We start from the raw sequence: 26,286 nt of genomic DNA on the forward strand, positions 1-26,286 counted from the left end.
CTGCACCCGGGCAAAGTCGGACGACTGCTAGGCAACGAGATAGTCAACGATGAGTGTCTCCAGCGGGCTGCTTCCGTCCGGGAGGCAACCCGGAGGCCAGAGCGTTGGTTCCCGGTCAGCTCGTTCGGCGTTGTATTTTCGGCCCGAGGGCGACACCCAGCCAGGCGGCTCATTCGTGGCTGCGGGGCCCGGCCTCCAGCGGGTTCGATGCTTAAGCCGATGATGCTTGGGACACAACTGACCCAGGTTGCTGATCCCCGTGGCGCCTCCGTGCTCCCAGGCAGTGAGATGGTCTGCTTCATTGTCTTGGCTGGAATTGCTGCAGCCGGGAAATGTGCACTTTCCATCGCGCATCCGCAGCCACCGCTTCAGTGATTCCGGAAGGCGGTAGCTGGACCGGCCGAGTTCCAGCGGCGCCCCGTCCCGCGGGTCCACCAGCACCCGGTAGAAGGAACCTGCGCCCTCCGAAACGAGTTTGCGTGCCATCGATGCCGGGATGGGTCCGTAGTTGTCAAGATCTGCGGGTTCGTCCGTGGCGCCAAAGAGGGAGAGGACCGGCACGGTGACCAGGACGTCCGCTTTGAGGGATGGTCCGGCCCCGGCATTCTTCCCTGGCGTGCCCAGCAACAATCGGACGGCCTCGTCGACCTTGATTTGGGTGAGGGTCCTCGGTTCGTCCGGTCCCTGCAGGCCACGGGCCAGGGCAGTGGCCTTGTTCCAAATGGCGCAGGCCTTGTCTGCAGGCATATACAGCGAAACCCACGCCATCCCGTTGCGGTCCGGGGAGTATTCCATCCGTCGGTCTTCCACGGACTTCGCGTGCCTGATTTCGAGGGATTCGGGATGGTGGCGTTCCCGCCAGACACGCACCTTCCGCCGGAAGCGGGCTGGGGCCAACTCCCCCGCCGCGGCGCCCCTGGCCGGGTTCGGCGCCTCCGGATCCAGGAAGTGCGCCGCGAGTGCAGCGGCAGGGGCAGCGCCGAGACCGCTGGTTTCATCGACGATGATCCGGGCATGCTGCCACGAAATCTTTCCTGCCAGCAACGCATCCAGTACTGGCGGCAGAGACGTGGTCAGCGCATGCGCCTCGCCCAGCAGCGCGGCTGCGGCACGTTCCCCGATGGTGAGAACGCAGGCGACTTCCGCAATCAGGCTCATCTCACGCGCCGACGACTCATACGGGCTTTCTGCCGGTGCTTCCATCGCGGCCGTTGCCTCTGCATATGTAGCCAGCAGCCGGACTTTTGCCGCCGCTGCAACTGCTTCGATCCGCGCCATAATACCCAGCCGTCCAGGCATGAATCAGCAAGGTCGCCAAGCGGATCATGATCAGTGGAGGGGCCGACTCCGTCTGGGGCTTCCGGAGAACAAACCCCCACAGCCGCTGCAAGCTCTTCCACCAGCCCAGCCATGGGCGCGACGGCAGCGGCCAAAATGGCCCTGACTTCTGCATCCACAACCGCTCCGGTCTCCATAAAACAAAGTGTGACAGGAGGGTCCGACATTTTGATTTCAGCTGTGGCTCGTTGTCTCGTTGTCCGTCCTGACGGTACTGGGCATTGGCACGGCGACGATGGCTGCGAAGTGGCTCAGCCTATCCATCGTGCTGGGATATGGCATCCTGCTGGCGCTGGTCCTGGTCGGTATCGCGCTGGGGTTCTGGCGCTGATGCGTGCAACATGACTGCAACCATCAGCCGGGTGCGTGTAAATGTCGCTCCTCGGATGTAAGTTTTGCTGCAGCAGCTTGAAACTGTTGTGGGGCACATGGTGGTGTCCGGCTATAGGAAACTTACTGGGGGTACGACATGGAATTCGCGGAAAAGCTTTCAGCTTTGGCGGCAAAGGTGCGTCAGCAGCGGGGTGTGATCCAGACAGAAGAGGCAACCAAGAATGCCTTCGTAATGCCGTTCATTTCAACGATTCTCGGCTACGACGTATTCAACCCTCTGGAGGTTGTCCCAGAGTTCATTGCCGACGTGGGGCTCAAGAAGGGTGAGAAGATCGACTACGCCATCGTCAAGGACGGCGAGGTGCAGATCCTGATTGAGTGCAAGAAGTCCACGGAGCCCGTGAAGATCGAGCATGCATCACAGCTCTTCCGCTACTTTGCCGTCACAAACGCGCGGATCGCCATCCTTACTAACGGCGAGGTTTACCAGTTCTTCACAGACCTCGACGCACCAAACCGTATGGATGCCAAACCTTTCCTTGTGTTGGATTTGAACGACATCGACCAGTCCCTCATTCCGGAGCTGCAGAAACTGTCCAAGGACGTTTTCGACCTCGACTCGATCATCAGCGCAGCCGGCGAACTGAAATACATCGGCGAGCTGAAGCGAACCCTCGCTGCCCAGTTCAAAGAGCCTGAAGATGAATGGGTCAAGTTCCTCACAGCCAGGGTCTATACCGGGCCGTACACGCAGAAGGTGCGCGAGCAGTTCACCACCCTGGTTGGGAAGGCCACCAAGCAATTCCTCAATGACCAAGTGAACGAGCGGCTCAAGAAGGCCCTGGGCAATCCTGGATTCCCGCAAACCGAGGACACGGCAGTGCCCACCGCCGTCACTAGCGCTCCTGTAGCAGAAGCGGATCTTGCCGAGGCTGATGGCTTGGAGACAACCCTTGAGGAGATTGAGGGCTACCAGATTGTGCGCGCCATCGTCTGCAGCGAGGTAAAACCAGCCCGCGTAGCGCAGCGCGACGCAAAGTCCTATTTCGCGGTGCTCCTCGATGACAACAACCGCAAGCCCATCGCGCGCCTGCACTTCAACCGAACCCAGAAATACATTGGCATCTTCGACGACAACCGGGAAGAAACGCGAGTGCCAATAAATTCACTTGAGGAGATCTACGAGCACACAGAAGCACTGCGCTCGACGGTGAAGAGCTACCTCCAGCCGCAATCATAGGTTGAGGCGTTCGATTGAACTACTCCCCGTGTTGCTGATCGCTGCGGGTAGGATCCCGACCATGGAATTCGTGGTGTTGTACAGCCTGCGTGAGGGCACGGAGCGTGCGAGGCTCCTTGAGGTCTTCCCCCGCCATAAGGCCTATTACGAAGCCTTCCGTGCTGCCGGCGGCGGCCTGATCGCACTCGGCCCGTTCCAGAAACCGGATCCGGCAGGCAGCTCGATGGGGATCTTTTCCTCACGTGAGGATGCCGAGCGCTTCATCGCCCAGGATCCCTTCGTCACCGAAGGACTTGCCGACCCCCGCGTCCTGGAGTGGAACGTCGTTCGGTTCGAGTAGAGCGGAGGACGGCGCGCCGGCCGGAAGTTCTGCGGTCAGCCCACGCCCTGGCCCTCGCGGGCCGTCTCCTCCAGGATCCTGGCTGAAGGCGCTGCCGTCATCAGTTGCCCTATCACCTCCGGCTTGTCCCACACCTCGCGGCGGAGCACTTTCAGGAAGCCGTCCGCAGCATCCTTGGTGTCGAAGTCAAGGAGCACGGCCACGCTGTTCTGGTCCTCGGTGTCCCGGAACAGGCGGACAGCCCTGGCGCCGGAGGAAGCGCGGCCTGCAGGATCGCTGTCGAATATCTTCTTGAAGGCCTCGTAATCCCGGACGGGATAGCTGATCTGCAAGGTGAACATCATCGTTCCTTTCCTTCGGCTGTTCCGGTCAAAGATAGGCCTTTCAGCCCCATGCCGATAGGGTCGGAGGGCCCGCTGCCCTGCCGTCGAGCCCGCTCGCCTGCCTTCGCCCCCGCAGAAGACCGGGCCCCTAAAAGAGGCAGCTAAACCTCCGCCACCGGTGCCGCGAACTGGGCCTCATACAGCCGCGCGTAAGCCCCGCCGGCAGCCAGCAGTGAAGCGTGCGTGCCCTGCTCCACGATCTGGCCGTTCTCCATCACCAGGATGAGGTCGGCGTCGCGGATCGTGGACAGGCGGTGCGCGATCACGAAGGACGTCCGGTCGGACCGCAAAGCGCTCATCGCCTTCTGCACCAGCACCTCGGTCCGGGTGTCTACGGACGACGTTGCTTCATCCAGGATCAGTACTGACGGCTGGGCCAGGAACGCCCGCGCGATGGTCAGCAGCTGCTTCTCGCCGGCTGATACGTTGGCGCCCTCGTCATCAAGCACCGTGTCGTACCCCTCGGGCAGGGACTTCACGAACCGGTCCACGTAGGTCGCTGTTGCCGCCTCCAGGATCTCGTCGGAGGAAGCAGTAGGCCGGCCATAGGCGATGTTGTCCCGGATGGTCCCGCCGAACAGCCACGTATCCTGCAGCACCATGCCCATCCGCGAGCGCAGGTCGTTCCGGGTCATGGTGGTGATGTCCACGCCGTCCAGGGTGATCCTCCCCGCGTCCAGTTCGTAGAACCGCATCATCAGGTTCACCAGCGTCGTCTTGCCCGCCCCCGTCGGCCCGACAATGGCCACGGTCTGCCCCGGCTCCGCCACCAACGAAAGGTCAGAAATCAGCGGCTTGTCCGGCGAATACGAGAAAGACACGGATTCGAACACCAGCCGCCCGCGCGCAGCACCATCAGGGCTCTGCAACGAAGCCCCAACAGGATCAGCCGACTGCTCCTCCGTATCCAGCAGCTCGAACACCCGCTCGGCGGAGGCCACCCCGGACTGCAGCAGGTTGGCCATGGAGCCCAGCTGCGCCAGCGGCTGGGTGAACTGCCGCGAGTACTGGATGAACGCCTGCACGTCGCCCAGCTGCATCGCGCCGGACGCCACCTGCAGGCCGCCCACCACAGCGATGCCCACATACACCAGGTTCCCGATGAACGTCATGGCCGGCATGATCAGCCCCGAAATGAACTGCGCGCCAAAACTCGCCTCATACAGCTCCACGTTCTTCTGCCGGAACCGCTCCCCCACCTCGCGCTGCCGGCCGAACACCTTTACCAGCGCATGCCCGGTGTAGGTCTCCTCGATCTGCCCGTTCAGTTCACCCGTGTTCTTCCACTGCTGCACGAACAGCTTCTGCGAGCGTTTGGCGATCAGTGCCGTGATGCCCAACGTTAACGGAATGGTCACCAGCGCGATCAGCGCCAGCGTGGGCGACAGGATGAACATCATCACCAGCACGCCCAGCACCGTCAGCACCGACGTCACCGCCTGGCTGATGGACTGCTGCAGGCTCTGCGAAATGTTGTCCACATCATTGGTCACCCGGCTGAGCAGCTCGCCGCGCTGGATCGAGTCGAAGTACCGCAGCGGCAGCCGGTTGATCTTCGCCTCGATCTGCTCGCGCAGCCCGTAGACGGTCCGCTGCACCACGCCGTTCAGCACATACGCCTGTCCCCACATGAACGCCGACCCCAGCACATACAGAACCAGCGCCCACGTCAGCACACTGGCCAGGGCCCCGAAATCGATCCCCATCCCGGGCGTCAGCGTCATGGCGCTGAGCATGTCCGCCTTCTGGTTCTCGCCCGCCGACCGCAGCTGGGCGATCAGCTGAGCCTGCGTCACGCCCGGCGGCAACTGCTTTGACACCACGCCGGCGAAAATCAGGTTGGTGCCCTCGCCGAGCAGCCGCGGCCCGATGACCTGCAGCACGACGCCGGCCACGGCCATGAACAGCACCAGGACCAGCCACGCACGTTCCGGCCGCAGGGTGGCCAGCAGCCGCTTGGCTGAGCCCCTGAAGTTCATCGCCTTTTCGGCAGGGACGTTCATCCCGGCAAAGGGTCCGCCCCTTCCCGGTCCGCCGGCGGGGCGGGGAATGCGTACGACGTCGGCACTTGCAGTTTTGGACGCGGGCGCGGCCTTGGTGCCCGCTTCACGAGTGGGTTCCGGGCTCATACCGTCTCCTCCGCTGCCAGCTGGGACGAGACAATCTCGCGGTACGTCTCCGACGTCTCCAGCAACTCATGGTGCGTTCCGTGTGCGACGATCCTGCCGTCGTCGAGCACCAAAATCCGGTCCGCATCCACGATGCTGGACACGCGCTGGGCGATGATCACCAGCGTAGCGCCGGCGGTGCTGCGCTTCAGGGCCTGGCGCAGACGGGCATCCGTACCGGTGTCCAGGGACGAGAACGAATCGTCAAAGATGTAGAGCTCGGGCCGCTTCACCAGGGCCCGGGCGATGGCTAGCCGCTGCCGTTGCCCGCCGGAGACGTTGGTGCCGCCCTGCGAGATGGGCGCATCCAGGCCCTCCTCCATCTGTTCCACGAAGTCGCGGGCCTGGGCAATCTCCAGCGCCGTCCACAGCTCGTCCTCGGTGGCGTCCGGGTTGCCGTACAGCAGGTTGCTCCGCACGGTCCCGGAGAACAGGTACGGCCGCTGCGGCACCAGGCCGATGTGCCCCCAGAGCAGGTCCGGGTCCAGGTCCCGGATGTCCACTCCGTCGATCAGCACCGCCCCGGAGGTGACGTCGAACAAGCGCGGCATCAGGTTCACCAGGGTGGTCTTGCCGGAGCCGGTGCTGCCGATGATCGCCGTCGTCTGCCCGGCCTTGGCGGTGAAGCTGATTCCGGACAGGACGGGCTGGTCGGCACCCGGGTAGGCGAATCCTACGTCGCGCATTTCCAGCTCGCCGCGCCGCTGCCTGCCCGCCATGGCCGCACTGGTGACCGGGTTCTCGGGCGGCAGGACGCTGGAGCTGGTGCCCAGCACCTCACCGATTCGGTCCGCGGACACCGACGCGCGCGGGATCATGACGGCCATGAAGGTGGCCATCATGACGGACATCAAAATCTGCATGAGGTAGCTCAGGAACGCGATCAGGGTCCCCACCTGCATGGAGCCCTCCTCGATCCGGAACGAGCCGAACCAGATCACCGCCACGCTGGAAACGTTCAGGACCAGCATGACCACCGGGAACATGAGGGCCATCAGGCGACCGGCGCGCAGGGCAACATCCGTGACGTCGCTATTCGCGCGGGCGAACCGGGCCGTTTCCATGTCCTCGCGCACGAACGCCCGCACCACGCGGATGCCGGTGAGCTGCTCGCGCAGGACGCGGTTCACGGTGTCGATCCGGGCCTGCATCTTGCGGAACAGCGGCACCATGCGCGTGACGATCAGGCCGACGGCGATCAGCAGCACCGGGACGCACACGGCGATCAGCCAGGACAGCTGGGCGTCCTGCCGGATGGCCATGATTACCCCGCCGATGCTGAGCATCGGCGCTGCGACCATCAGCGTGGCGGACATCAGCACCAGCTGCTGGACCTGCTGGACGTCGTTGGTGGACCTGGTGATTAGGCTCGGGGCGCCGAAGCGGGTCACTTCCTGCTCGGAGAACTCGCCCACCCGTTCAAAGATGGCGCCGCGCAGGTCACGGCCCAGGCCCATCGCGGCCTTGGCGCCGAAGTACACGGCGATGACGGCGCACACGATCTGGGCCAGCGTGATGAGCAGCATGAAGCTGCCGGTGGACATGATGTAACCGGTGTCGCCCCTGGCCACACCCTGGTCAATGATGTCCGCGTTCAGCGTGGGCAGGTACAGCGACGCGATGGACTGCGCCAGCTGGAAAACCACGACGGCGGCGAGCAGCGGCCGGTGCGGCCGCAGGTATTCGACAAGCAACTTCCAAAGCAAGGCCGGGCTCCAACCTGACGGAGTGTCCACAAACGTGTGGTGCGAAGGTCAGTGTACGTCCGGAAACTGGGCTTTAACCGGGCCTTTTACGGGAAAGCGCCCCAGTTCTCCAAGGGCGTACATCAGCTGTGACCTTGGCGGCGGGAAACCGGGAACACCGGCAGCAATCTCGGCGTTGCATCGACGGGAACCAGCCCGACACGAATTTCAAGGACTGTTTAGATGAAGTGGATTTTTCTCGCCGGCGCCATCCTGAGTGAGGTGACAGCGTCCCTCTCGCTGAAGGCGGCCCTTGATAATCCCGCCCTCTTCATCGTGGTTGTTCTGGGTTATTCCGCCTCCTTCACATTCCTCGCCGGAGTCCTCCGCAGGGGCCTGGGCCTCGGCGTTGCCTACGGCATCTGGGCTGCGCTGGGCGTGACACTCACCGTGCTGCTGGCGGCCCTCATCTTCGGCGAAGCACTGACCCCGGTAATGATGATCGGCGTCGCCATGGTGATTGGCGGGGTGCTGTGCGTCGAACTCGGCTCACAGAAAGAGCCGGCGAAGGAACCCGCCAAAGAAATGGCCAACTCATGATGTGGCTGCTGCTGGCCGGGGCGATACTGACTGAAGTCACCGCCACTCTCTTCCTGCGGGTCGCCTCCACCGGAAAGCGGCGCTGGTACATCCCGGTCGGCGTCGGGTATGTCCTGGCCTTCACGCTCCTCACGCTGACCCTGGACCAGGGAATGAACCTTGGTGTTGCCTACGGCATCTGGGCCGCAGCCGGCGTGGCACTGACGGCCCTGGCCAGCCACGTCTTCTTCAAGGAGGCAATCACCCCCGTCATGATGCTCGGGCTCGGACTCATCATCGGCGGCGTCCTGCTCATTGAACTGGGCGCAGGGCACTAACTCCCAGCCTGACTGCTGCCCCAACGGCGGGCACCAAAATCAGGGAATCACCTTCTCGGCGCGGTAGCGGTCAAAGAGTGCGATGAAGGAGTCCAGCGTCCGCCGGTACCCCGTAAAGCCGGCATCACGGCTCTTGCCCATGTCCGTCACCACCTCGATGCCGCGCCCGAGGTCACCGTCCGTGTGCCACCAGGATGCCACCCGGCCCAGTTCCGGTTCGCTGAGGTTGTGACTCGCGGCAAGCTGCCGCCACTGGTCCTCACGGCCTGCCATGGACTGCTGAAGGGGACGGGGCTCCCCCTGGTATCCCTCCCACTCCACCCCGAAATAGGCTGCGAGTTTTGGCCACATCCAACGCCAGCGGAACACATCGCCGTTGACGATGTTGTAAGCCTCATTCCCGGCTGCGGGAGTGGTGGAGGCCCAGAGCATGTGCTCGGCAAGCAGGCCTGCGTCGGTCATATCGGTCAGGCCGTTCCACTGTGTCTCGGATCCAGGGAAGACGAACGGCTCCCCGCTGTCCCGGCAGAGCGTGGCCTGCGCGGCAAGCGTGAGGCCCATGTTCATGGCGTTGCCAACCGCGTGCCCGATCACGGTGTGGGCGCGGTGCACGGACCATGTAAACCCTTGCCCGGCCGCTGCCGCCCAGAGTTCGTCCTCCTGCGCGTAGTAAAAGTTCGGCACCGGAAGCCGCGGCTCCTCCTCATGGAAGGGCGTGTCCGGCATTTCCCCGGCGGCGTACGCTTCGAACGGCCCGAGATAGTGCTTGAGGCCTGTCATCAGGGCAACATGGGCCACCCCCTTTCCCTGGAGGGCTGCAAGGAGGTCACGGACCATGCCGGCATTGACGGCGATGTTCTCTTCCTCGGTGTCCCGCCGCGACCATGCGGTGAAGTAGACATGTGAGGGGTTTTCCGGACCAAGCACAGCGGCCAGGGAGGAAGCCGAGGTCAGGTCTGCGGAGAGCCACCGGACGCCCGGGCGCTCGGCTCCAGGCCTTCGGGACAAGGCAAGGACCGCCCAGCCTTCGCCAACCAATGTATCCACCAGGGCAGACCCCGCGATTCCGGTGGCTCCGACGACGAGGGCCGTCCGTCCGTTGCCCGCTGTTGTTCCTGCGCCGATGGTCATGGTGCTCCTTCTGGTAGGTGCCCGGTGCCGTTGCACTGGCCTTGCGTACCGCCGACCCCTCCCAGCCCATATTAGGACCAGTCGTTTTGCCGCAGCGGTAGACCGGGCAGGGGAAGCACCCGACGCGTGCGTTCCTATTATTCCTGCAGTTTTCCCGGACAAGTTCCTGCAGATTTTCGGGACAAAGGGGACCTCCACCGGCCTCCAACCCATGTTCAAATGGAAAGGTTGAACCGGCCGCCCGAGTCCGCTCCACGGCCTCGGCCATATGGAAGGAAGCACATGACCGATCCCCAAGAGCATCCCCCGGTCCCCACTCCCGGGAGCGCCCAGGGCCTGGACCAGAAAGCAGAGGGCGGGTGCCCGGTGGCCCATGGCAGCGCCACGGCCCAGGGCAGCGAAAGTGAAAACCCGGCGATCGATTCCCCGCAGCCCAAGGGGCACAGGCCGCGGACCAACCAGGACTGGTGGCCCAACCAGCTGGACCTTTCCGTGCTGCATGCGCACGGCAAGGCCAGCAACCCGCTGGACCCGTCGTTCAGCTACCGTGAGGAATTCCGGAAGCTCGACGTCGAGGCCCTCAAGCGCGACATCACCGAGGTACTGACCACTTCCCAGGATTGGTGGCCGGCGGACTTCGGCCACTACGGCGGCCTGATGATCCGGATGAGCTGGCATGCGGCCGGCACCTACCGCGTCCATGACGGCCGCGGTGGAGCGGGCGACGGCGGCCAGCGGTTCGCGCCGCTGAACAGCTGGCCGGACAACGCCAACCTGGACAAGGCCCGGCGGCTGCTGTGGCCGGTCAAGCAGAAGTACGGCCAGAAGCTCTCCTGGGCCGACCTGCTGGTCCTGGCCGGCAACGTTTCCCTGGAATCGATGGGCTTCAAGACCTTCGGTTTCGCCTTTGGCCGCGAGGACGTGTGGGAGCCCGAGCAGATCTTCTGGGGCCCTGAGGACGCCTGGCTCGGCGACGAGCGCTACGTGGGCGAAGGCCAGATGTCCGAAGACGTCGGTTCCACTGAGATGGGCCTGATCTACGTCAACCCCGAAGGCCCCATGGGCAACCCGGACCCGGTGGCGGCTGCCGCGTTCATCCGCGAGACGTTCAAGCGGATGGCGATGAACGACGAAGAGACGTTCGCATTGATCGCGGGCGGCCACACGTTCGGCAAGACCCATGGCGCGGGTCCCGCCGACGCGCATGTCGGCCCCGAACCGGAGGCCGCCAACCTCGAGGCACAGGGCCTGGGCTGGCTCAGCACCTACGGCAGCGGCAAGGGCGGCGACACCATCACGTCGGGCCTCGAAGTCACCTGGACGGACAAGCCCACACAGTGGAGCAACCGCTTCCTGGAGATCCTGTTCGAGTACGAGTGGGAACTGGTCAAGAGCCCTGCCGGCGCCCACCAGTGGGTTGCCAAGGACGCTCCCGAGATCATTCCGGACGCCCACGATCCCGCAAAGAAGCACCGCCCCACCATGCTGACCACGGACCTGTCGCTGCGCTTCGACCCCGTCTACGAGGAAATCGGCCGCCGGTTCCTGAAGAACCCGGACGAGTTCGCCCTGGCGTTCGCCAAGGCCTGGTACAAGCTGCTGCACCGCGACATGGGCCCCGTGGGCCCGCACATGCTGGGCCCCTGGGTCCCGGAGGCGCAGCTGTGGCAGGATCCCGTTCCCGCCGTCGACCACGAACTAATCGACGAACAGGACATTGCCTCCCTCAAGGCCAAGCTCCTGGACTCCGGCCTGACCATCCCGCAGCTCGCGGGCACCGCCTGGGCCTCGGCTGCCACGTACCGCAAGACGGACCGGCGTGGTGGTGCCAACGGTGCCCGGATCCGGCTGGAGCCGCAGCGCAGCTGGGAGGCGAGCGAGCCTGGGCAGCTGTCCACCGTTCTGCAGGCCCTTGAGCGCGTGCAGGAGGAGTTCAACGCCGCGCAGGCGGGCGGCAAGAAGGTCTCCCTCGCTGACCTAATCGTCCTCGGCGGTGCCGCCGCGGTGGAAAAGGCCGCTGCCGATGCCGGTTTCCCCGTCAGGGTGCCGTTCCGCCCGGGACGCACCGATGCCGCCCAGGAGCAGACCGACGTCGAATCCTTCCAGTACCTGCAGCCGCGGGCAGACGGGTTCCGCAACTACCTGCGTCCCGGCATCAAGCTCCCACCCGAAACCCTCCTGCTGGACAAGGCCTACATGCTGGACCTCTCCGCACCGGAGATGACCGCGCTGGTGGGCGGCATGCGCGCCCTGGGCACCAACGTTGGCGGTTCCAGCCACGGTGTGCTGACGGACAAGCCGCAGGTCCTGACGAACGATTTCTTCGTCAACCTGCTCTCGCCGGGCACCAAGTGGAAGGCGTCCGAGTCGGAGGAGAACGTCTACGAGATCACCGACGTTGCCACCGGTGAGGTGAAGTGGACGGCCACTCCTGTGGACCTGGTCTTCGGCTCCAACTCGCAGCTGCGCGCCCTCGCGGAGGTCTACGCGAGCGAGGACGCCCGGGAGAAGTTCGTCAACGACTTCGTGTCCGCCTGGGCCAAAGTCATGGAACTGGACCGCTTCGACCTGAAGTGACCACGGTGACCTGAGGCCTGTATCCGGGCCGGCTGCATGCCGCAGCCGGCCCGGATACATCTAAAGCGTGGGTTAGTGTTCAGCAGCAAAGCTGACCACGACAGTGGTGCCGCCGCCCGGCGTCTCTTTCAGGCTCAGCTCTCCCCCATGTGCTTCCGCAATCCGCCGGCAGGTGGCCAGGCCCAGGCCCGACCCCTGTCCGTCGCCCTCCCGGTGCAGCCGGACGAGTGGTTCCAGCACGCGTTGCCGGTCCTCCGGGGCGATCCCCTTGCCGTTGTCCGCCACCAACACGGTGGTCCCGTGATAGTTCGAGATCCCGCTGATCCGCACTTCAAGGTCCCGGTCCGGGCTCCGGTAGTTCATGGCATTGGACACCAGGTTCTGGAGCAGGATGCGCAGCTGGCCGGGGTCCACCTGGAGTTTTAAATCCTCACTGTCCAGGACCGAGCCTGGCCCGAAGGACACGCCCAGATCATTGGCCACTTCGGCCGCCACAGTCTGCAGGGATACCCGCTGCCGCTGGAGGGCCCCGCCGACCCTTGAGTAGTCCAGGACGTCCTGGAGCATGGCAAGCATCCGGTGGCCACTGGCGCCGATGAGCTGAAAGTACTCTGCGGCCGGGTGGGTGCTGCCCACCTCGAGGTCGTCCCCGCCCATCTCCACGTAGCCAAGGATCGTGGTGAGGGGCCCGCGCAGGTCGTGGCTGACGCGGCCCGCAAACTCCGCCAGTTTTGTGTTGCTTTCACGCACTTCGTTGAGGGCACTGTTCAGCTGCAGGGTCCGGCGTTGGAGTTCGAGCAGTTGCACTGCCTGACGGGCCAGGATTTCCAGCATGTCCAGCTGGTCCGCGTCAGGCACCGCTGGCGAATCGGAAAATACGCACAAGGAGCCGAGCACGAATCCTGATGCGGTTTCCAAGGGTACCGAGGCGTAAAAGCGAACGGCGGCAATCTCCCCGGTCACAAACGGATTTGCGGCGAAGCGGGGATCCAGGGAGGCGTCCGTAACAACAGTCGTTTCACCCGTGAGGAAGACTTTGGCGCACATGGAGTCCTGCCGGGAACAGACGGCGGCCTCAAAACCGACGGCGGCCACCTGGCGCTGCTCGTCGGACGTGACAACGTTAATCACCCCGTAAGGGACCCCGCAGAGTTTGGCGGCCAGCTCAACAAGGTTCTGAAGAGGCTCCATGGACTGCTCGGCATCGGCGAGCAGTCCCTCACTGGCTGGGGATGCCAGACCGTACTCCTGCAGTAATTCGTCCCGCCCGGTCGGATCCCCGACAGCTGTTGTTGCCACAAGAGTGCGCGCCATGAATTGTCCCCTTCCGGACCGCAACGAGGGTCCCGGGCGATAGTACAGGGCAGCGCGCAAATCCCGGCAAAAGCGCCCTCCTCGTGTGCGGCCAACAAACACGCCCGGCACAGGTCTGCCAGACTTGCCCGGTGATTACTGAACATGCGCTGCTTCCCGTCATTCCCGGCCAGGAGGAGCAATTCGAGGCCGCTTTTCAGCAGGCCCGCCCCATCATTGCTTCGATGCCGGGCTTCGTTTCCCTGTCGCTGTCCCGCTCGATCGAATCCCCAGGCACCTACCTGCTGCTCGTCGAATGGGACAAGCTGGAGGACCACACGATGGGTTTTCGCGGCTCCCCGGAGTACCAGCAGTGGCGGTCGCTGTTGCACCGCTTCTATGAGCCGTTTCCCGTTGTGGAGCACTTCTCGCTCGTGACCGCTGCAGGTAGCTGAAGCATCCCTGGACGTGGGGGGAAGCCCCCGCGCGAGTCTAGCTCCAGCGCAGGGGCTTCCAGTGCTTCCTGCCGGGGAACTGACGTGGAAGCACTTACAAATTACCCGCCGGTAGCCTGCTCACATGTCCAAAATCCGCCCCTTCGGCCAATCTTGAGCCAACCTTGAGCAGCACTCAAAGGATGCACTCAAAGATCCTTAGTCAGCGGGCCCTGCCGTGGCGTCCGGATCCTCTTCGGGTTCAAAGGTGTTGGGTTCGGCGCCGTCGGAAATCCCGACGCCGTCCTTGCCGCCGGGGATCCCGCCGTCGGGATTGCCCTTGCCGGCTGCGGAGCCTTCCTGCGGCTCATCCTCGGGCAGTGAATCAGGTGAATTGATGGACATCGCTCCTCCTTCTGTGGCTGGGCTTCCACGCTAACAGCCCGTAACCCAAATGGCGCCGGTACACCGGCACTGCTTTTACTCTCGAACAAGAGAGATCAAAAGTTCACGTAAAAGCACAAAAATTCTTGACCTGGAGCATGGAGCGCTGTTACAAATTTTGTAACAAGGGCAATGTGCGCGTCGCCCTACGGGCAGAGTCTCAACGCCGGCCCACTTTCGGCAATTTTTGAATCGATACAACAAACAAGGGCGTGGATTGATCCACCGTCGTCAAAGGAGATGAACGTGACAGCCAGACCCACCATCCAGGGGCGGTTCCATAAGCCGCTTGCCTGTTGCCTGGCCTCGGCCGCACTGGCTGCAGGCGCCGGACTTACGCTGGCCGCTCCCGCAGCCAACGCCGAGCCCAGCAACTACCGCTTCGACTTCGGCGCCGGCCCCGTGGAGCAGGGCTACACCGGGGTCAGCGCAACGGACCCGTACAGCCCGGAGAGGCGCTACGGCTTCAACACCCCTGGGCATATGGTCGACGTTCCCGCGAAAGGTACCGGCGCGGGCAGTGACGCCGTCCGGTTCCTCGAATTCGGCACCAAGAGCAGCAATACGTTCAATGTGGATTTGAAAGAGGGCCTGTACAAAGTCACGGTCAGGCTGGGCGACACGTCCCGGGCAAGTGTCGCGGCTGAAGGAGTTTTCCAGGCCATGAACCTCACCGGCAACGGCGCCACGGACTCCTTTGAGATCCCGGTGACGGACGGCCAGTTAAACCTGCTGGTCACCGAGGGCAAAGTGGGAACGGCCTTCACCCTGAGCTCGCTGGAAATCGAAAAGGTATCCCGCCATCCGGAGATGGACCCGACCATCTGGGTGGGCGGTGATTCCACGGTGGCCAGCTACTACCCCCTGGGAACAAGCATCCAGGGCGGCTGGGGGCAGATGCTCCCGCAGTACGTGGACCCGGAGGCTTTTGATATCCGGAACATGGCCACGGGCGGCCAGATCGCCCGCGGCTTCCGCAACGATGGCCAGCTCGAGGCCATCCTGCAGTACATCAAGCCCGGCGACCTGTTCCTGCTGGAAATGGGCATCAACGATACCGCCGCCAAGAACGCCACCACGGAGGCGGAGTTCAAGGAGATCATGCGGGACATGGTCCGCCAGGTAGCTGCCACCGGCGCCACCCCCGTCCTGGTCACGCCCCAGGGCCGGGCCACCGACTTCGTGGACGGGGTCCACAGCTCGGTGGACCGCTGGTACCGCCACTCCACCGCGGCCTTGGCCCAGGAAGAATACGTGCCGCTGGTGGACCTGAATGTCCTTTCGTCCGCCTACTTCACCCAGATCGGGCCGGAAAGAACACTGGCCCTGTTCATGACCGGCGATACCCTCCACCCCAACCGGGCAGGCGCGGCGGAACTGGCCCGCCTGGTCACCGCCGACCTCAGCAGGCAGGGCCTGCTTGGCGGGGCCGCCTGAGGGGACCCACAAGAAGGAAGCACGACGGCGGTGTGCGGCACCCATGGCTTGGAACCACGGTGCCCCGCCCCGCCGTCGTCCTTCCCGGTCCTGCTACTTGCCCAGTTCCGCGGCCCGCCGCTGCCTCAGGATGTAGCGCTGCAGCTTCCCCGACGGCGTCTTTGGCAGGTCCGCCACGAAGTGGATGCGGCGCGGATAGGCATGTGCGGCGAACTGCGTCTTGACCATGGCCTGGAGCTCGGCCACCAGCGCATCACTGCCGGTGGTCCCTTCCGCCAGGACAACATAGGCTTCCAGGACTTCTCCGCGCAGTTCGTCGGGAGCGCCCACCACGGCACTTTCCAGGACCGCCGGATGGGTGGCCAGGACACTCTCCACCTCGAAGGGGCCAATCCGGTATCCGGCCATGATGATCACGTCGTCATCCCGGGAGGAGAAGAAATAGTAGCCGTCCGCGTCCACCATTCCCGCGTCACCGGTCAGGTACCACTTCGCGTCCGCGCTGAACCTTTCAGCCGTTTTGTCCGGCGCATCCTTGTACCCCCGGAACCACATCATGGGACTTTCGGCCACGTTCACGGCAACACGGCCCAGTTCACCCGGCGCGGCCGGTTCATCGGCGTTGTCCTTGAGGACCGCGCAACTCCACCCCGGCAGGGGCCGGCCCATGGAACCTGGCCTGAGCTCGGTCCTCACGTCGTCATGCCAGGCGTTGATGATCATCATCCCGTGTTCGGTCTGTCCGTAGTGGTCCCGCACCGGGACGCCCAGCACCTCCCGGGCCCAGCTGATCACCTCCGGGGTCAGCGGTTCGCCGGCTGATGAGGCGCGCCGAAGTTGAAAAGGACCCGTTCCGGCGCCGGCCTTCGCGCGCATGGTGCGGTACACCGTGGGAGCAGCCGCGAAATTGGTCACGGAAAATGCCTCCAGCACTTTGAAGCTGAGTTCCGGGGAGAACCCGGGGCGGAGCAGGAGGTTCCGCCGCCCTGCCGCCATGGGACCGAGGATCCCGTAGTACAGGCCGTATGCCCAGCCGGGGTCGGCGGCGTTCCAGAAGACATCCTCGTCGCTGACGTCCAGTCCGAGTTCGACATATTGGCGGAAAGCGGCCAACGCCCGGAGCGGCACCGGGACACCCTTGGGGGTACCCGTGGTTCCCGACGTAAAGATCAGCACCAGGGCACCGTCACCTCCCACGGCTTCGGCCGCGATTCCCGGCTGCTGCCCGGCCAGGAGCGGCGTGAGCGCCAGGTCCGGGCCGGATGCTTCGGCACCGGCAATGACGACGGCGGCAGCGGTTTCCTGGATCTTCGCCCGCTGGTCCGCGTCGGTGATCACGGCCTTTGCGCCGGAGGCTGTGAGTCGAAGCTCGATGGCCGGCCACGCGAAGGCCGTAAACAGCGGCACATGGACAGCCCCGCGCCGCCAAATGGCCAGGAGCATGACCACCAGGTCTGCCGACTTTCCCATCAGGGTGGCCACCGCATCTCCGGCACCGACCCCCAGCTCTGCCAGGGCGGCGGCTCCCCGCTCCGAGCGTTCCCGGAGCTCGCCGTAGGTGATGTCCTCAGCGGAGAGGTCCGCTGCGACCACTGTAAAGGCGACAGTGTTGGGATCATGGCTGTCGCACAGGAGCTCGGCCGCGCAGGCGTCGGCCGCGCCGTAGGTGGCAAGAAGGGCATCAACGGCTGGAACCGGACGGGACATTGATTCTCCTTTGAACAATGTGGCCTGTGAATAATCTGACCTGGAAAAACAGGGAACAACGGCATCTGGATAGGCAGTGGAATAAACGTACTGCACGGGATATGTGGCCGGCGTCCCACCCGGCCAACTGCCGCCGCCCGCCCCTCACCCCAGGTGGTGCACCGTGAACGCCGTCAGGAACCCGACGGAAGCGGTCAGCCCGGTGAGGTTGTGGTGTTCCTCGAAGGCCTCGGGAATCATGGTGTCCGACAGCATCGCCAGGATGCCGCCGGCCGCAACGGAGGTGATGAACGCGACCAGCTCTTCCGGTGCGTTCTCCAGCGCCACGTATCCCAGCAGCGCGGCCAGCCCGCTCAGGATCGCGATGCCGCCCCAGAGCCCGAACACATAGCCCCTGCTCCGGCCGGCCTTCTTCATGCCGGCCGTACCGGACAGCCCTTCCGGCACGTTGGAGATGAACACGGCCGCCAGCATGGCAGGACTCACCGCGCCCCCTGCCAGCAGGCCGACGCCCAGAACCACTGATTCCGGAACACCGTCCAGCAGTGCGCCGACGGCAATGGCCGTGCCGCTGCCCGGGCTGTCCTTCTCGGAGGGCTGCTGGCCGCCGGACCGCTTGCGGTGCTTGGCGCCCGCCCGGGCCAGCAGCATGTTGGCCCCCACGTAAACCACCGCCCCGGCCAGGAATCCTGCCACTGTGGGCCACAGCCCGCCGCCCTTCACGGCCTCGTCCACCAGCTCAAAGGCAAGCGCGGAAATAAGCACCCCGGCGCCGAAGGCCATGATCGTGGAGACGATCTTGGACGGGATGGACCACCGCCATGACACGGCAGCTCCCAGGACCAGGGCGGCACCGGCACCGGTGCCCCATAAGAGTGACATCAACCAAGTAGGCATACGTCTCCCGTCCCCAGCGCGGCGGAAATGAAACGAAAGGGCAGCAGTGCACCCCGTCACCATCCCCGCGCAGAATTGATGCGATCTTGAGGCAAACCTTGCGATCCCTAGACATTGCAGGTCCACGCTGTAGCCGTAGGACCGAACCAGCTTGTGGGGAGCAGGAAGTCATGGGAAGCAGAACAGCGTTGGACAACGAAGTCACAACCGTGGGGGGCGTGCTGACGGACAAGCAGCCGCTGGATTTCCACACGTTGGGGCTCGCCGGATGCATCGACCGGCTCACCGCACCCCTGCGGCAGCGCGGGACCGCGGTCCACTGGGATACTCCGCACTGGGGCATCGAGATCCCGGCGGACTGCGCGTCCCTCCTGTACCAGTCCGCCCGCGAGGCGCTCAGCAACGCATTCAAATTCTCGTCCGCGTCCACCCTCAACATCCAGCTGTCAGCCGTTGACCATGGCATCCGTTTGGTAGTGGCCGACGACGGCACAGGCTTCGACAGGAACCTCGCCACCTGCGGGCGGCACCACGGCTACGGCCTGCGGCTCATGGCAGTCGCCGTACAGGAAGCGGGTGGCGCCGTGGACATCAGCTCCAGTCCCGGACGGGGCGCGAGCGTAACGGTGACACTGCCGCTGGACTGACCAGCCGGCTCACGATCCCGGCTCAAAGACTCGGATGCCCGCCGTTGCTGGGACGGCGGGCATCCGTACGCCCGATGAAAACCGCGGGGGGAACTAACGGGACAGCTTGGCGGCGTCCGGCTCCAGGTCGCCAATATGGCCGGGCGCGTTGGCAGCCAGGACTCTGGCCACGAAGGCCCCATACTCCTCCATGTAGTGGCTGAGGAACTTGGCGGTGGACTCGTCCTTGACCTCGCCGTCGTCACCGAAAACCGCGGGATCGTACTTGACGTAGGCCTCCGGGGCATTCAGCTGCGGCGCGTCCAGGAAGCTCAGGACAGCCCGCATGGAGGACTGCATCACTGCAGTGCCAATGCTGCCGGGAGAGGCGCCGATGATGCCCGTGGGCTTGCGGGCAAATGAGTTGGTTCCCCAGGGACGGGAACCCCAGTCGATCGCGTTCTTGAGGGCTCCGGGGATGGAGCGGTTGTATTCGGGGGACACGAACAGGATTCCGTCCGCGGCCTCGATGGCCTCCTTGAGGGCGCGGCCTTCCGACGGGAAATCGGCGTCATAGTCGTAGCTGTACAGCGGGAGGTCCTTGATGGGGATCTCGGTGAATTCCAATTCCTCCGGAGCGAGTTTGATCAAGGCCTTGGCCAGGGTCCGGTTGATGGAACCGCTCGCCAGGCTGCCCACGAAATATCCGATCTTGTACGTTGCCATGAGTGATCCTTTCCAACAGCCGGGCCGCGCCGGCTGGCTGAGTTAGGGCTGGAAATGGTGCCGTCCCCGGGCCCGGGGCGAAGAAACAGCGGTTCGTGCCCACTGCGTCACCAGTCCAGCACACAAGCCGGGCCGCGGCCAGAGGGTGTGGAAGGTCCTTGACAGGTCAGGAAGCGGGGCGCTGAATGAGGGGTACCGCGAACCACCGCCACAAGGAGCAGCCATGACTGGGAATCCAGCAAAGGACGACGACGACCGGATCCATGCCGAATCACCAGCTGAAGGCGATCCGGACGCTGACCCCAGCGACCTCCGCGTCCACAGCCAGGACCCTGCCGAGGGAGCGGACGACAACGGCGACGCGGACGCCAAGAAGTAAGCCCCCTCCCAGTTTCACCTGACGCCATCCCCTTGCATGCACACCACTGGTCTACTACGTTGTAGTTCGAACTAAGAAAGCGCTTTCCCGGTATCGGCGGGACTCCTGCGCGCTGCAATCACCAGTGGAATTGGATGACATGACGGACAGCACCCTCATCAGGTGGATCGACGGCGAGGCACCGGCAGAAATCAGCGGCGGAACCACGTGGGGCATGCCGTTCCCGCGCGGCACCGTGCCCGGAGCGAAGGCCGTGGCAGTTGCCGACAGCAGCGGCACCCGTGTCCCCAGCCAGGCGTGGCCAATTGCAACCTGGCCGGACGGATCCTTGAAGTGGGCGGGCATCGCACTGCCGGCCACGGACACGCCGTCGGACAGCTACCACGTGACGGCCGACGGCGACACCGCCTCCGCCGCCAGCCAGCCGCCGTCGGGCGGTGCGTCCGTCACGGTCACCGAAAGTGCCGACGCCTTCACCGTGGACACCGGCGTCCTGCAGATGGTGATCGACCGCAGCGGGTCCACCCTGTTCAGCAGCCTCTCCCGGGACGGGCGGGAAGTTGCCAGGAATGCCCGGCTGGTCAGCCTGCTCCAGGACAGCGTTTCCGAGGGGGCGGGAATGGTTCGCCGGGACGCCTTCACCGGGGGGGTCACCGCCGTCGTCCTTGAGCAAAGCGGCCCCGTGCGGGCGGTGGTGCGGTTGGAAGGCAACCACCGTCCGGACACGCCGGAGAGCGGAAAACGGGACTGGCTGCCGTTTGTGGTCCGCTTCTACTTCCACGCCAACGCCCGCAGCGTGCGGATGGTGCACTCCTTCATCTGGGACGGAGACGCGGACCGGGACTTCCTGGCCGGGCTCGGCGTGCGGTTCGGGGTGCCGCTGGAGGCCGAACTGCACGACCGGCACATCCGCATTGCCGGCGCTGACGGCGGGTTCCTCACCGAAGCAGTCCGCGGTCTCACCGGGCTCCGCAGGGACCCGGGCGCGCAGGTGCGGGAGGCGCAGGTGGCCGGCCGGCCCACTCCCCCTGCGGAGACATGGAATCCGGAAGTATCACACCGCCTCCACCTGATCCCCACCTGGGGCGACTACACCCTCAGCCAGCTCAGCGCGGATGGATTCGAGCTGCGCAAGCGCACCGCCGCCGGCCACGGCTGGGTGGGAATCTCCGGCGGCACCCGCGCAGGCGGTTTCTGCTCACTGAGCGATGCCCGCGGCGGCCTGGGCGTGGGCATTAGGGACTTCTGGCAGTCACACCCCGGCCAGCTGGACATTCGCGGCGCCGCCACCGGCGAAGCCTCCCTGACGGCATGGCTCTACTCCCCCGAGGCCCAGCCGATGGACCTGCGTTTCTATCACGACGGCCTGGGCCAGGACACGTTCGAGGACCAACTCGAAGGCCTGGAGCTCACCTATGAGGACTACGAACCAGGCTTCGGCAATCCCACCGGAATCGCCCGGACGCATGAACTGACCCTGTTCGCCTACGAGGCCACCCCGTCCACCGAAAGCCTCGCCGCCGACGCCGCCTCCGCTGCCATCCCCGCCCTGCTGCAGGCCACCCCGGAGTACCTGCACACGGCAGGCATCTTCGGCGACTGGGACCCGGTGGACAGGAGCACTCCGGCGCGGGCGCGGCTTGAGGACCGGCTGGACTTCCTGTTCGATTTCTACGCCGGCCAGGTGGAGCAGCGGCGCTGGTATGGCTTCTGGAACTACGGCGACGTGATGCACACCTACGACTTTGACCGGCACGTGTGGCGGTACGACGTGGGCGGCTACGCCTGGGACAACTCGGAACTGTCGCCCGATCTGTGGCTGTGGTATTCCTACCTGCGCTCCGGCCGGGCGGACATCTTCCGCTTTGCCGAGGCGATGACCCGGCACACGGGCGAGGTGGACGTTTATCACCTTGGCCCCTGGAAGGGCCTGGGTTCCCGGCATAACGTCCAGCACTGGGGCTGCAGCGCAAAGCAGTTGCGGATCAGCACGCCCGCCTACCGCCGCTTCTACTACTACCTCACGGCGGACGAGCGCACGGGGGACCTGCTCACCGAACTGGTGGACAGCGACCAGAACTTCCTGGGCCTGGACCCGGTCCGCAAGGTCCGGCCGGACGCCGCCACGTACCGCCCCAACCGCGGTGCACTTGGCGTGGGGCTGGGGACGGACTGGGGCTCTCTCGCCGCCACCTGGCTGACGGACTGGGAACGCACCGGCAACCCGCGGTCCCGGGACCGCCTGCTGGGGACCATGGCGGACATCGGTGCGCTCAAGTACGGCTTCCTTACGGGGGAAGCGCTGTACGACCTGGACAAGGGCCGGTTCGATACGGGGCGGGAGCAGATCCAGGTCTCACACCTCAGCGCCGTATTCGGGCTGGTGGAGATCTGCAGCGAACTGGTGGACCTGGTGCCGGATCCGGAGTTCGAGCGGGCCTGGCTGCAGTATTGCCGCCTCTTCCTGGCCGGCAAGGAGGAGCAGGTGGAAGCCGTGGGCCAGCCGCTCGAAGGCATCTACCTCACCCAGGCACACAGCCGGCTCACGGCCTACGCGGCTGCGAAGCTGGATGACCCTGGCCTGGCAGCCCGGGCATGGGAGAGCTTTGCCGAGGGCGGGGAGCATCTGAACCACCAGTCAGCGTTCACGCTGCGGAAGATCGAACCTCCGCATGTGCTGTTGCCGGTGGATGAAGCGCCCACCGTCTCCACGAATGACACCGCCCAGTTCGGGCTCGCGGTCATCCAGAACCTGGCGCTGATCGGCAATTACCTGGACTGACGCAACCTCCTTGGAACAAACCGCGACGGCGGCACCCGCCAGGTGCCGCCGTCGCGGTTTTCTTTTGTCCAGCAAAGTTAGGCTCTGGAAACATCCGCACCCAAAAGGTATGTTGGTAAGCATGCTGATGATTTTTTCGGACTCATCAGTACCCGGTAACAAAGCAAAGGAGACGTTATGAGCACGAAGGTGGAAAAACGCATTCTGGTGAACGTACCGGTGAGCACCGCTTATAACCAGTGGACCCAGTTCGAGGAGTTCCCGCACTTCATGGGCGGCGTCAAGAGCGTCACGCAGCTCAGTGACGACCGGTTGGAGTGGGTGGCTGAGATCGGCGGCGTCCGCAGGCAATGGGAAGCCAAGATCCTTGAGCAGGTGCCGGACCGCAAGGTTGCCTGGGCCGCGACCGAAGGCGCCACCAACGCCGGTGCTGTGGAGTTCGAGGACGTCGGCGGCGGCCAGACCTCCATCAAGCTGACCCTTGAGTACGAGCCCGAAGGCCTCATTGAGAAGGTGGGCGACAAGCTCAACGTCGTGGACCGGCAGGCGGAATCGGACCTGCAGAAGTTCAAGGAATTCATCGAGGACGAAGGCTACGCGAGCGGCGCCTGGCGCGGTTCGGTCAACGCCGGTTCTGCCGTCGGCACGCCCGGCGTTGAGCATGCGGGTGCTTCCCGCGGTGATTCCGGCAAGGCCGGCGTCTCCGGCAAGGTTGCCGCCGGAGTAGGCATCGCAGCGGCTGCAGGTGCAGCAGCGGCAATGGCTGCCAGCGGCAACAAGGGAGATACAGCGGCCGCCGATGAAACGGTAACGCCGGTAGCTCCCGGCGAGCCGGCCACTGTCACCCCGATTACGACGGACACAACTACCACAGACACTCCATCCACCGGCACCGCCGGCGCGGTCCCCGCGGAGCCCCTCACCACCGGCGCCACCACCGGCAGCGCCTACCCAGGCACGGGGACGGCTGACACCACAACGGCAGGCACGACGTCGGCTGCAGGTTCCACCGGTTCGGTGGCCGACCTGGACGATGGCAGGATTGGCCACCCGTTCGACCAGACCAACGGCCTGGTGGACGCCACCGGCGAGTCCGATGAAACGGTGACCGGTGAAAACCTGAGCGCCGCAGAACGCGACCAGGACGACGATCTCCGCCGCGATGACGGCGGACTGCCCCCGGTCAGCGGCAACCTGGGCCAGCACTAACCCGCCCTGACCCAACAGCAAGCGCCGCCCGCCTTCCCCCAAGGCGGGCGGCGCTTTAGCGTCCGGAACGGTTTTACTTGGCCTTACCGGCGTAGAAAACAGCCGGGATGGCAGGTGCCTGCATGTCCTGGCCGATGAAGAAGCTCGGGTGCGGAGGCTGGTTGTAGCCGACCGTCTCGCGGGCCACGCCGGTGCGGTACATCGGATCGTGCATCAACGTGCGGAGCCGCACCTCAGTGGGCGAGGTGGTGGTGTAGATCCGCAGTTCCGTGCTGTCGGCCGACGGGTAGACGAGTTCCTCGCGCCAGTCACCGAGCAGGTCCGCCTGCAGGGAGGGGTTGCCCTTGGTGCCATTGTTGGTCCTGGCGCCGGCGGCCGTCAGGAGGCGGTCGCTGGCCTGGGTCTCCCAGTTCCACTTCGAGATGGTCGGAACGCCCACCTGGGTGGCTGCATCGAAGTCGTGGTCCACGACCTCGCGGAGCAGGTCACCGTCCCACCAAGCCATGAAGTTGGCGGCGGGAATCTTCTGGGAGATCAGCTCGCCCTTAACGGAACGCATCTCGCCGACCGGCGAGTTCCAGGCAGCATCGCCACCCACGGCCCAACTTTCCGAACCGGGGAAACGGGGATCGATGTCACCGGTGGCGCCCCGGCCGGTGTCCCTGGTGGCCGGAATGCTCCAGAGCACCTCCCCCGTTGCGGCATCGCGGAACGTCGCTCCCCGGTTGCCGCTCTGGCTCATGCTCTCGTGGACAGCAAAGGTCTCCAGACCGGGCCGGGAGGGATCAAGGTCGCCGGTGTGGATGGCGTCGCCGTGGCCCAGCTTGGTGTTGTAGAGGGGCGTGCCGTCGTCGTCGATGGTCATGGAACCGAAGACGAACTCATCCTTGCCGTCCTGGTCCACGTCCGCCACGGACATGTTGTGGTTGCCCTGGCCTTTGTACTCCGCGCCGGCAACGTCGGAATCGAACTTCCACCGCTTGGCCAGCTTGCCGTCCACCAGGTCGTAAGTGACCAGGACAGTGCGGGTGTAGTAGCCGCGGCTGAACAACATGGACGGATGCTCACCGTCCAGGTAGGCCACACCGGCAAGGAAACGGTCAACACGGTTGCCGTAACTGTCACCCCAGGCGGCAACACTCCCGCGCGGCGGGTCATAGGGAACCGTGTCCATAATGGTGCCGCTGGCGCCATTGAACACCGTGAGGTACTCCGGCCCGGACAGCACGTAGCCGGCGCTGTTGCGGTAATCAGCCGCAGCATCACCGATGACCGTGCCGGCCGCATCGGTGGTGCCGTCCGCGGTCTTGAAAGCCACTTCCCCCTTGCCGTCCCCGTCAAAGTCATAGGCCAGCATCTGGGTGTAGTGGGCGCCGGCACGGATGTTGCGTCCCAGGTCGATGCGCCACAGCTTAGTGCCATCCATCTTGTACGCGTCCACGTACACGTTGCCGGTGTAGCCGGATTTGGAGTTGTCCTGTGCGTTGGACGGGTTCCAGAGCTGGATGATTTCGTAGGCGCCATCACCGTCCAGGTCCGCGACGCTCGAGTCGTTGGCCGTGTAGGTGTACGGCTTGCCGTCCTTGCTGACGCCGTCGGCAGGCTTGTCCAGTTTGATGGGCAGGTAATTCTGCGCCATCGGGCTGAACCCGGCACTGAGCTTGTCCTGCCCATTGCCGTTGCCCACCGTCTTGATGACGTACTTCGAGGCCGCCGTTCCCGTTGGATCCACGTAGGTGGTGGTGCCGCGGATGGGCTCGTCGGTGATCTGGACGCCGTCGCGGATGACGTGGAAGCCCACGCTGTCCTTGTCCAGGCCCAGCATCCGCCAGCCCAGGGTGACACCCTGGTCCGTGAGCACTGCAACCGGTGCGCGGTCCAGGTTTTCCACCTGGCGCGTGGGCCCGGACGTTTCCGGGGCTGCCGGGGCTGTCTGGGCTGTCTGGGCTCCCGGGCTCACCTGGCCGGGATTCGCGGCAGCAAACGGGACGCCGGTGAAAGCCAGCGCCGCGGTGAGCGTGGCCGCTGCTGCGGCGGGCGCCGCCTTCCAGGCCCTGCCCGTTGGGGATTTCGGGGAACACATTGAGGGGTGTGCCAAAAGAACATCTCCTTTGATGCGGCGGCAGCTGAGTCTGCCGCACGACAGTTTGGAACGTTTCATTCTTAGCCCTGACGTTCCCTTTCCGAACTTTGGAGGGAGGGTGAGGGCCTGAGGAAACGCTTTCTGCCCTTCAGGTTTA

At 64.8% G+C, this 26,286-nt stretch carries 22 protein-coding genes; 11 read left to right on the top strand and 11 right to left on the bottom strand.

The genetic code is table 11. The features are described from left to right. Window positions 1–27: 27 nt before the first annotated feature. Window positions 28–1,278 (bottom strand): DUF222 domain-containing protein, encoded by a 1,251-nt coding sequence (locus Q9R31_RS17995; RefSeq protein WP_311264075.1) that lies wholly within the window; start codon window positions 1,276–1,278, stop codon window positions 28–30. 529 nt (window positions 1,279–1,807) lie between these two features. Here Q9R31_RS17995 and Q9R31_RS18000 point away from each other — a divergent pair. Beyond that, entirely contained in the window at window positions 1,808–2,911 is a 1,104-nt protein-coding gene (locus tag Q9R31_RS18000; protein ID WP_311264076.1) for a type I restriction endonuclease, read from the top strand. Window positions 2,912–2,972: 61 nt separating this feature from the next. After that, window positions 2,973–3,251, top strand: a complete 279-nt coding sequence (locus Q9R31_RS18005) for a YciI family protein (protein WP_311264077.1) — start codon at window positions 2,973–2,975, stop codon at window positions 3,249–3,251. Window positions 3,252–3,286: 35 nt separating this feature from the next. Here Q9R31_RS18005 and Q9R31_RS18010 read toward each other — a convergent pair whose 3' ends face one another. The 3 genes from Q9R31_RS18010 to Q9R31_RS18020 form a co-directional block, all read right to left on the bottom strand. Beyond that, on the bottom strand, window positions 3,287–3,595 hold the full coding sequence (locus tag Q9R31_RS18010; protein WP_311264078.1) for a hypothetical protein: 309 nt from the start codon (window positions 3,593–3,595) through the stop codon (window positions 3,287–3,289). Window positions 3,596–3,735: 140 nt separating this feature from the next. Next, a complete protein-coding gene (locus Q9R31_RS18015; protein WP_311264079.1) occupies window positions 3,736–5,763 on the bottom strand; it encodes an ABC transporter ATP-binding protein in 2,028 nt (675 codons plus the stop codon). Further along, a complete protein-coding gene (locus Q9R31_RS18020) occupies window positions 5,760–7,508 on the bottom strand; it encodes an ABC transporter ATP-binding protein (protein ID WP_311264080.1) in 1,749 nt (582 codons plus the stop codon). Before Q9R31_RS18020 ends, Q9R31_RS18015 begins: the two co-directional genes overlap by 4 nt. Before the next feature lie 222 nt (window positions 7,509–7,730). Here Q9R31_RS18020 and Q9R31_RS18025 point away from each other — a divergent pair, with 222 nt between their 5' ends. Both Q9R31_RS18025 and Q9R31_RS18030 read left to right on the top strand, forming a co-directional pair. After that, window positions 7,731–8,087: an SMR family transporter gene (locus Q9R31_RS18025; RefSeq protein ID WP_311264081.1), complete on the top strand. Its 357-nt coding sequence runs from the start codon at window positions 7,731–7,733 to the stop codon at window positions 8,085–8,087. Beyond that, window positions 8,084–8,404, top strand: a complete 321-nt coding sequence (locus Q9R31_RS18030) for an SMR family transporter (RefSeq protein ID WP_311264082.1) — start codon at window positions 8,084–8,086, stop codon at window positions 8,402–8,404. The genes Q9R31_RS18025 and Q9R31_RS18030 overlap by 4 nt, the downstream gene beginning before the upstream one ends. A 39-nt stretch (window positions 8,405–8,443) precedes the next feature. Here Q9R31_RS18030 and Q9R31_RS18035 read toward each other — a convergent pair whose 3' ends face one another. Next, a complete protein-coding gene (locus tag Q9R31_RS18035) occupies window positions 8,444–9,535 on the bottom strand; it encodes an SDR family oxidoreductase (protein ID WP_311264083.1) in 1,092 nt (363 codons plus the stop codon). Window positions 9,536–9,817: 282 nt separating this feature from the next. Here Q9R31_RS18035 and katG point away from each other — a divergent pair, with 282 nt between their 5' ends. Beyond that, window positions 9,818–12,112, top strand: coding sequence for a catalase/peroxidase HPI (gene katG, locus Q9R31_RS18040; protein WP_311264084.1), 2,295 nt, complete (start codon window positions 9,818–9,820; stop codon window positions 12,110–12,112). Window positions 12,113–12,184: 72 nt separating this feature from the next. On the opposite strand, the gene Q9R31_RS18045 is transcribed toward katG, so the two are convergent. After that, a complete protein-coding gene (locus Q9R31_RS18045) occupies window positions 12,185–13,426 on the bottom strand; it encodes a GAF domain-containing sensor histidine kinase (protein WP_311264085.1) in 1,242 nt (413 codons plus the stop codon). 131 nt (window positions 13,427–13,557) lie between these two features. On the opposite strand from Q9R31_RS18045, the gene Q9R31_RS18050 reads away from it, so the two are divergent. Further along, window positions 13,558–13,860, top strand: a complete 303-nt coding sequence (locus Q9R31_RS18050; RefSeq protein ID WP_311264086.1) for an antibiotic biosynthesis monooxygenase — start codon at window positions 13,558–13,560, stop codon at window positions 13,858–13,860. Window positions 13,861–14,058: 198 nt separating this feature from the next. Here Q9R31_RS18050 and Q9R31_RS18055 read toward each other — a convergent pair whose 3' ends face one another. Beyond that, a complete protein-coding gene (locus tag Q9R31_RS18055; RefSeq protein WP_311264087.1) occupies window positions 14,059–14,244 on the bottom strand; it encodes a hypothetical protein in 186 nt (61 codons plus the stop codon). Between the two features lie 285 nt (window positions 14,245–14,529). On the opposite strand from Q9R31_RS18055, the gene Q9R31_RS18060 reads away from it, so the two are divergent. After that, a complete protein-coding gene (locus Q9R31_RS18060; protein ID WP_311264088.1) occupies window positions 14,530–15,720 on the top strand; it encodes a GDSL-type esterase/lipase family protein in 1,191 nt (396 codons plus the stop codon). 93 nt (window positions 15,721–15,813) lie between these two features. Here the strand turns inward: Q9R31_RS18060 and Q9R31_RS18065 are convergent, their stop codons facing one another. Next, window positions 15,814–17,427: an AMP-binding protein gene (locus tag Q9R31_RS18065; RefSeq protein ID WP_311264089.1), complete on the bottom strand. Its 1,614-nt coding sequence runs from the start codon at window positions 17,425–17,427 to the stop codon at window positions 15,814–15,816. 144 nt (window positions 17,428–17,571) lie between these two features. Beyond that, window positions 17,572–18,324: a ZIP family zinc transporter gene (locus Q9R31_RS18070; RefSeq protein ID WP_311264090.1), complete on the bottom strand. Its 753-nt coding sequence runs from the start codon at window positions 18,322–18,324 to the stop codon at window positions 17,572–17,574. Between the two features lie 170 nt (window positions 18,325–18,494). Between Q9R31_RS18070 and Q9R31_RS18075 the strand changes: the two genes are divergently transcribed. Next, window positions 18,495–18,971, top strand: a complete 477-nt coding sequence (locus tag Q9R31_RS18075; protein WP_311264091.1) for an ATP-binding protein — start codon at window positions 18,495–18,497, stop codon at window positions 18,969–18,971. Window positions 18,972–19,064: 93 nt separating this feature from the next. Here Q9R31_RS18075 and Q9R31_RS18080 read toward each other — a convergent pair whose 3' ends face one another. Continuing rightward, window positions 19,065–19,676 carry an NADPH-dependent FMN reductase gene (locus Q9R31_RS18080; RefSeq protein WP_311264092.1) on the bottom strand — a complete coding sequence of 204 codons (612 nt, stop codon included), beginning with the start codon at window positions 19,674–19,676 and terminating at the stop codon, window positions 19,065–19,067. Between the two features lie 223 nt (window positions 19,677–19,899). Between Q9R31_RS18080 and Q9R31_RS18085 the strand changes: the two genes are divergently transcribed. The 3 genes from Q9R31_RS18085 (at window position 19,900) to Q9R31_RS18095 (ending at window position 24,046) form a co-directional block, all read left to right on the top strand. Next, complete coding sequence (locus Q9R31_RS18085; protein ID WP_311264093.1) at window positions 19,900–20,055, top strand: hypothetical protein; 156 nt, start codon at window positions 19,900–19,902, stop codon at window positions 20,053–20,055. Window positions 20,056–20,194: 139 nt separating this feature from the next. After that, on the top strand, window positions 20,195–22,837 hold the full coding sequence (locus tag Q9R31_RS18090; RefSeq protein WP_311264094.1) for a Tat pathway signal sequence domain protein: 2,643 nt from the start codon (window positions 20,195–20,197) through the stop codon (window positions 22,835–22,837). A gap of 177 nt (window positions 22,838–23,014) precedes the next feature. After that, window positions 23,015–24,046 (top strand): SRPBCC family protein, encoded by a 1,032-nt coding sequence (locus Q9R31_RS18095; protein WP_311264095.1) that lies wholly within the window; start codon window positions 23,015–23,017, stop codon window positions 24,044–24,046. Window positions 24,047–24,119: 73 nt separating this feature from the next. Here Q9R31_RS18095 and Q9R31_RS18100 read toward each other — a convergent pair whose 3' ends face one another. After that, window positions 24,120–26,129, bottom strand: a complete 2,010-nt coding sequence (locus tag Q9R31_RS18100) for a rhamnogalacturonan lyase (RefSeq protein ID WP_311264109.1) — start codon at window positions 26,127–26,129, stop codon at window positions 24,120–24,122. Between the last annotated feature and the right edge of the window lie 157 nt (window positions 26,130–26,286).

It is taken from the genome of Pseudarthrobacter sp. BRE9, from assembly GCF_031844305.1.
Taxonomy (GTDB): Bacteria; Actinomycetota; Actinomycetes; order Actinomycetales; family Micrococcaceae; genus Arthrobacter.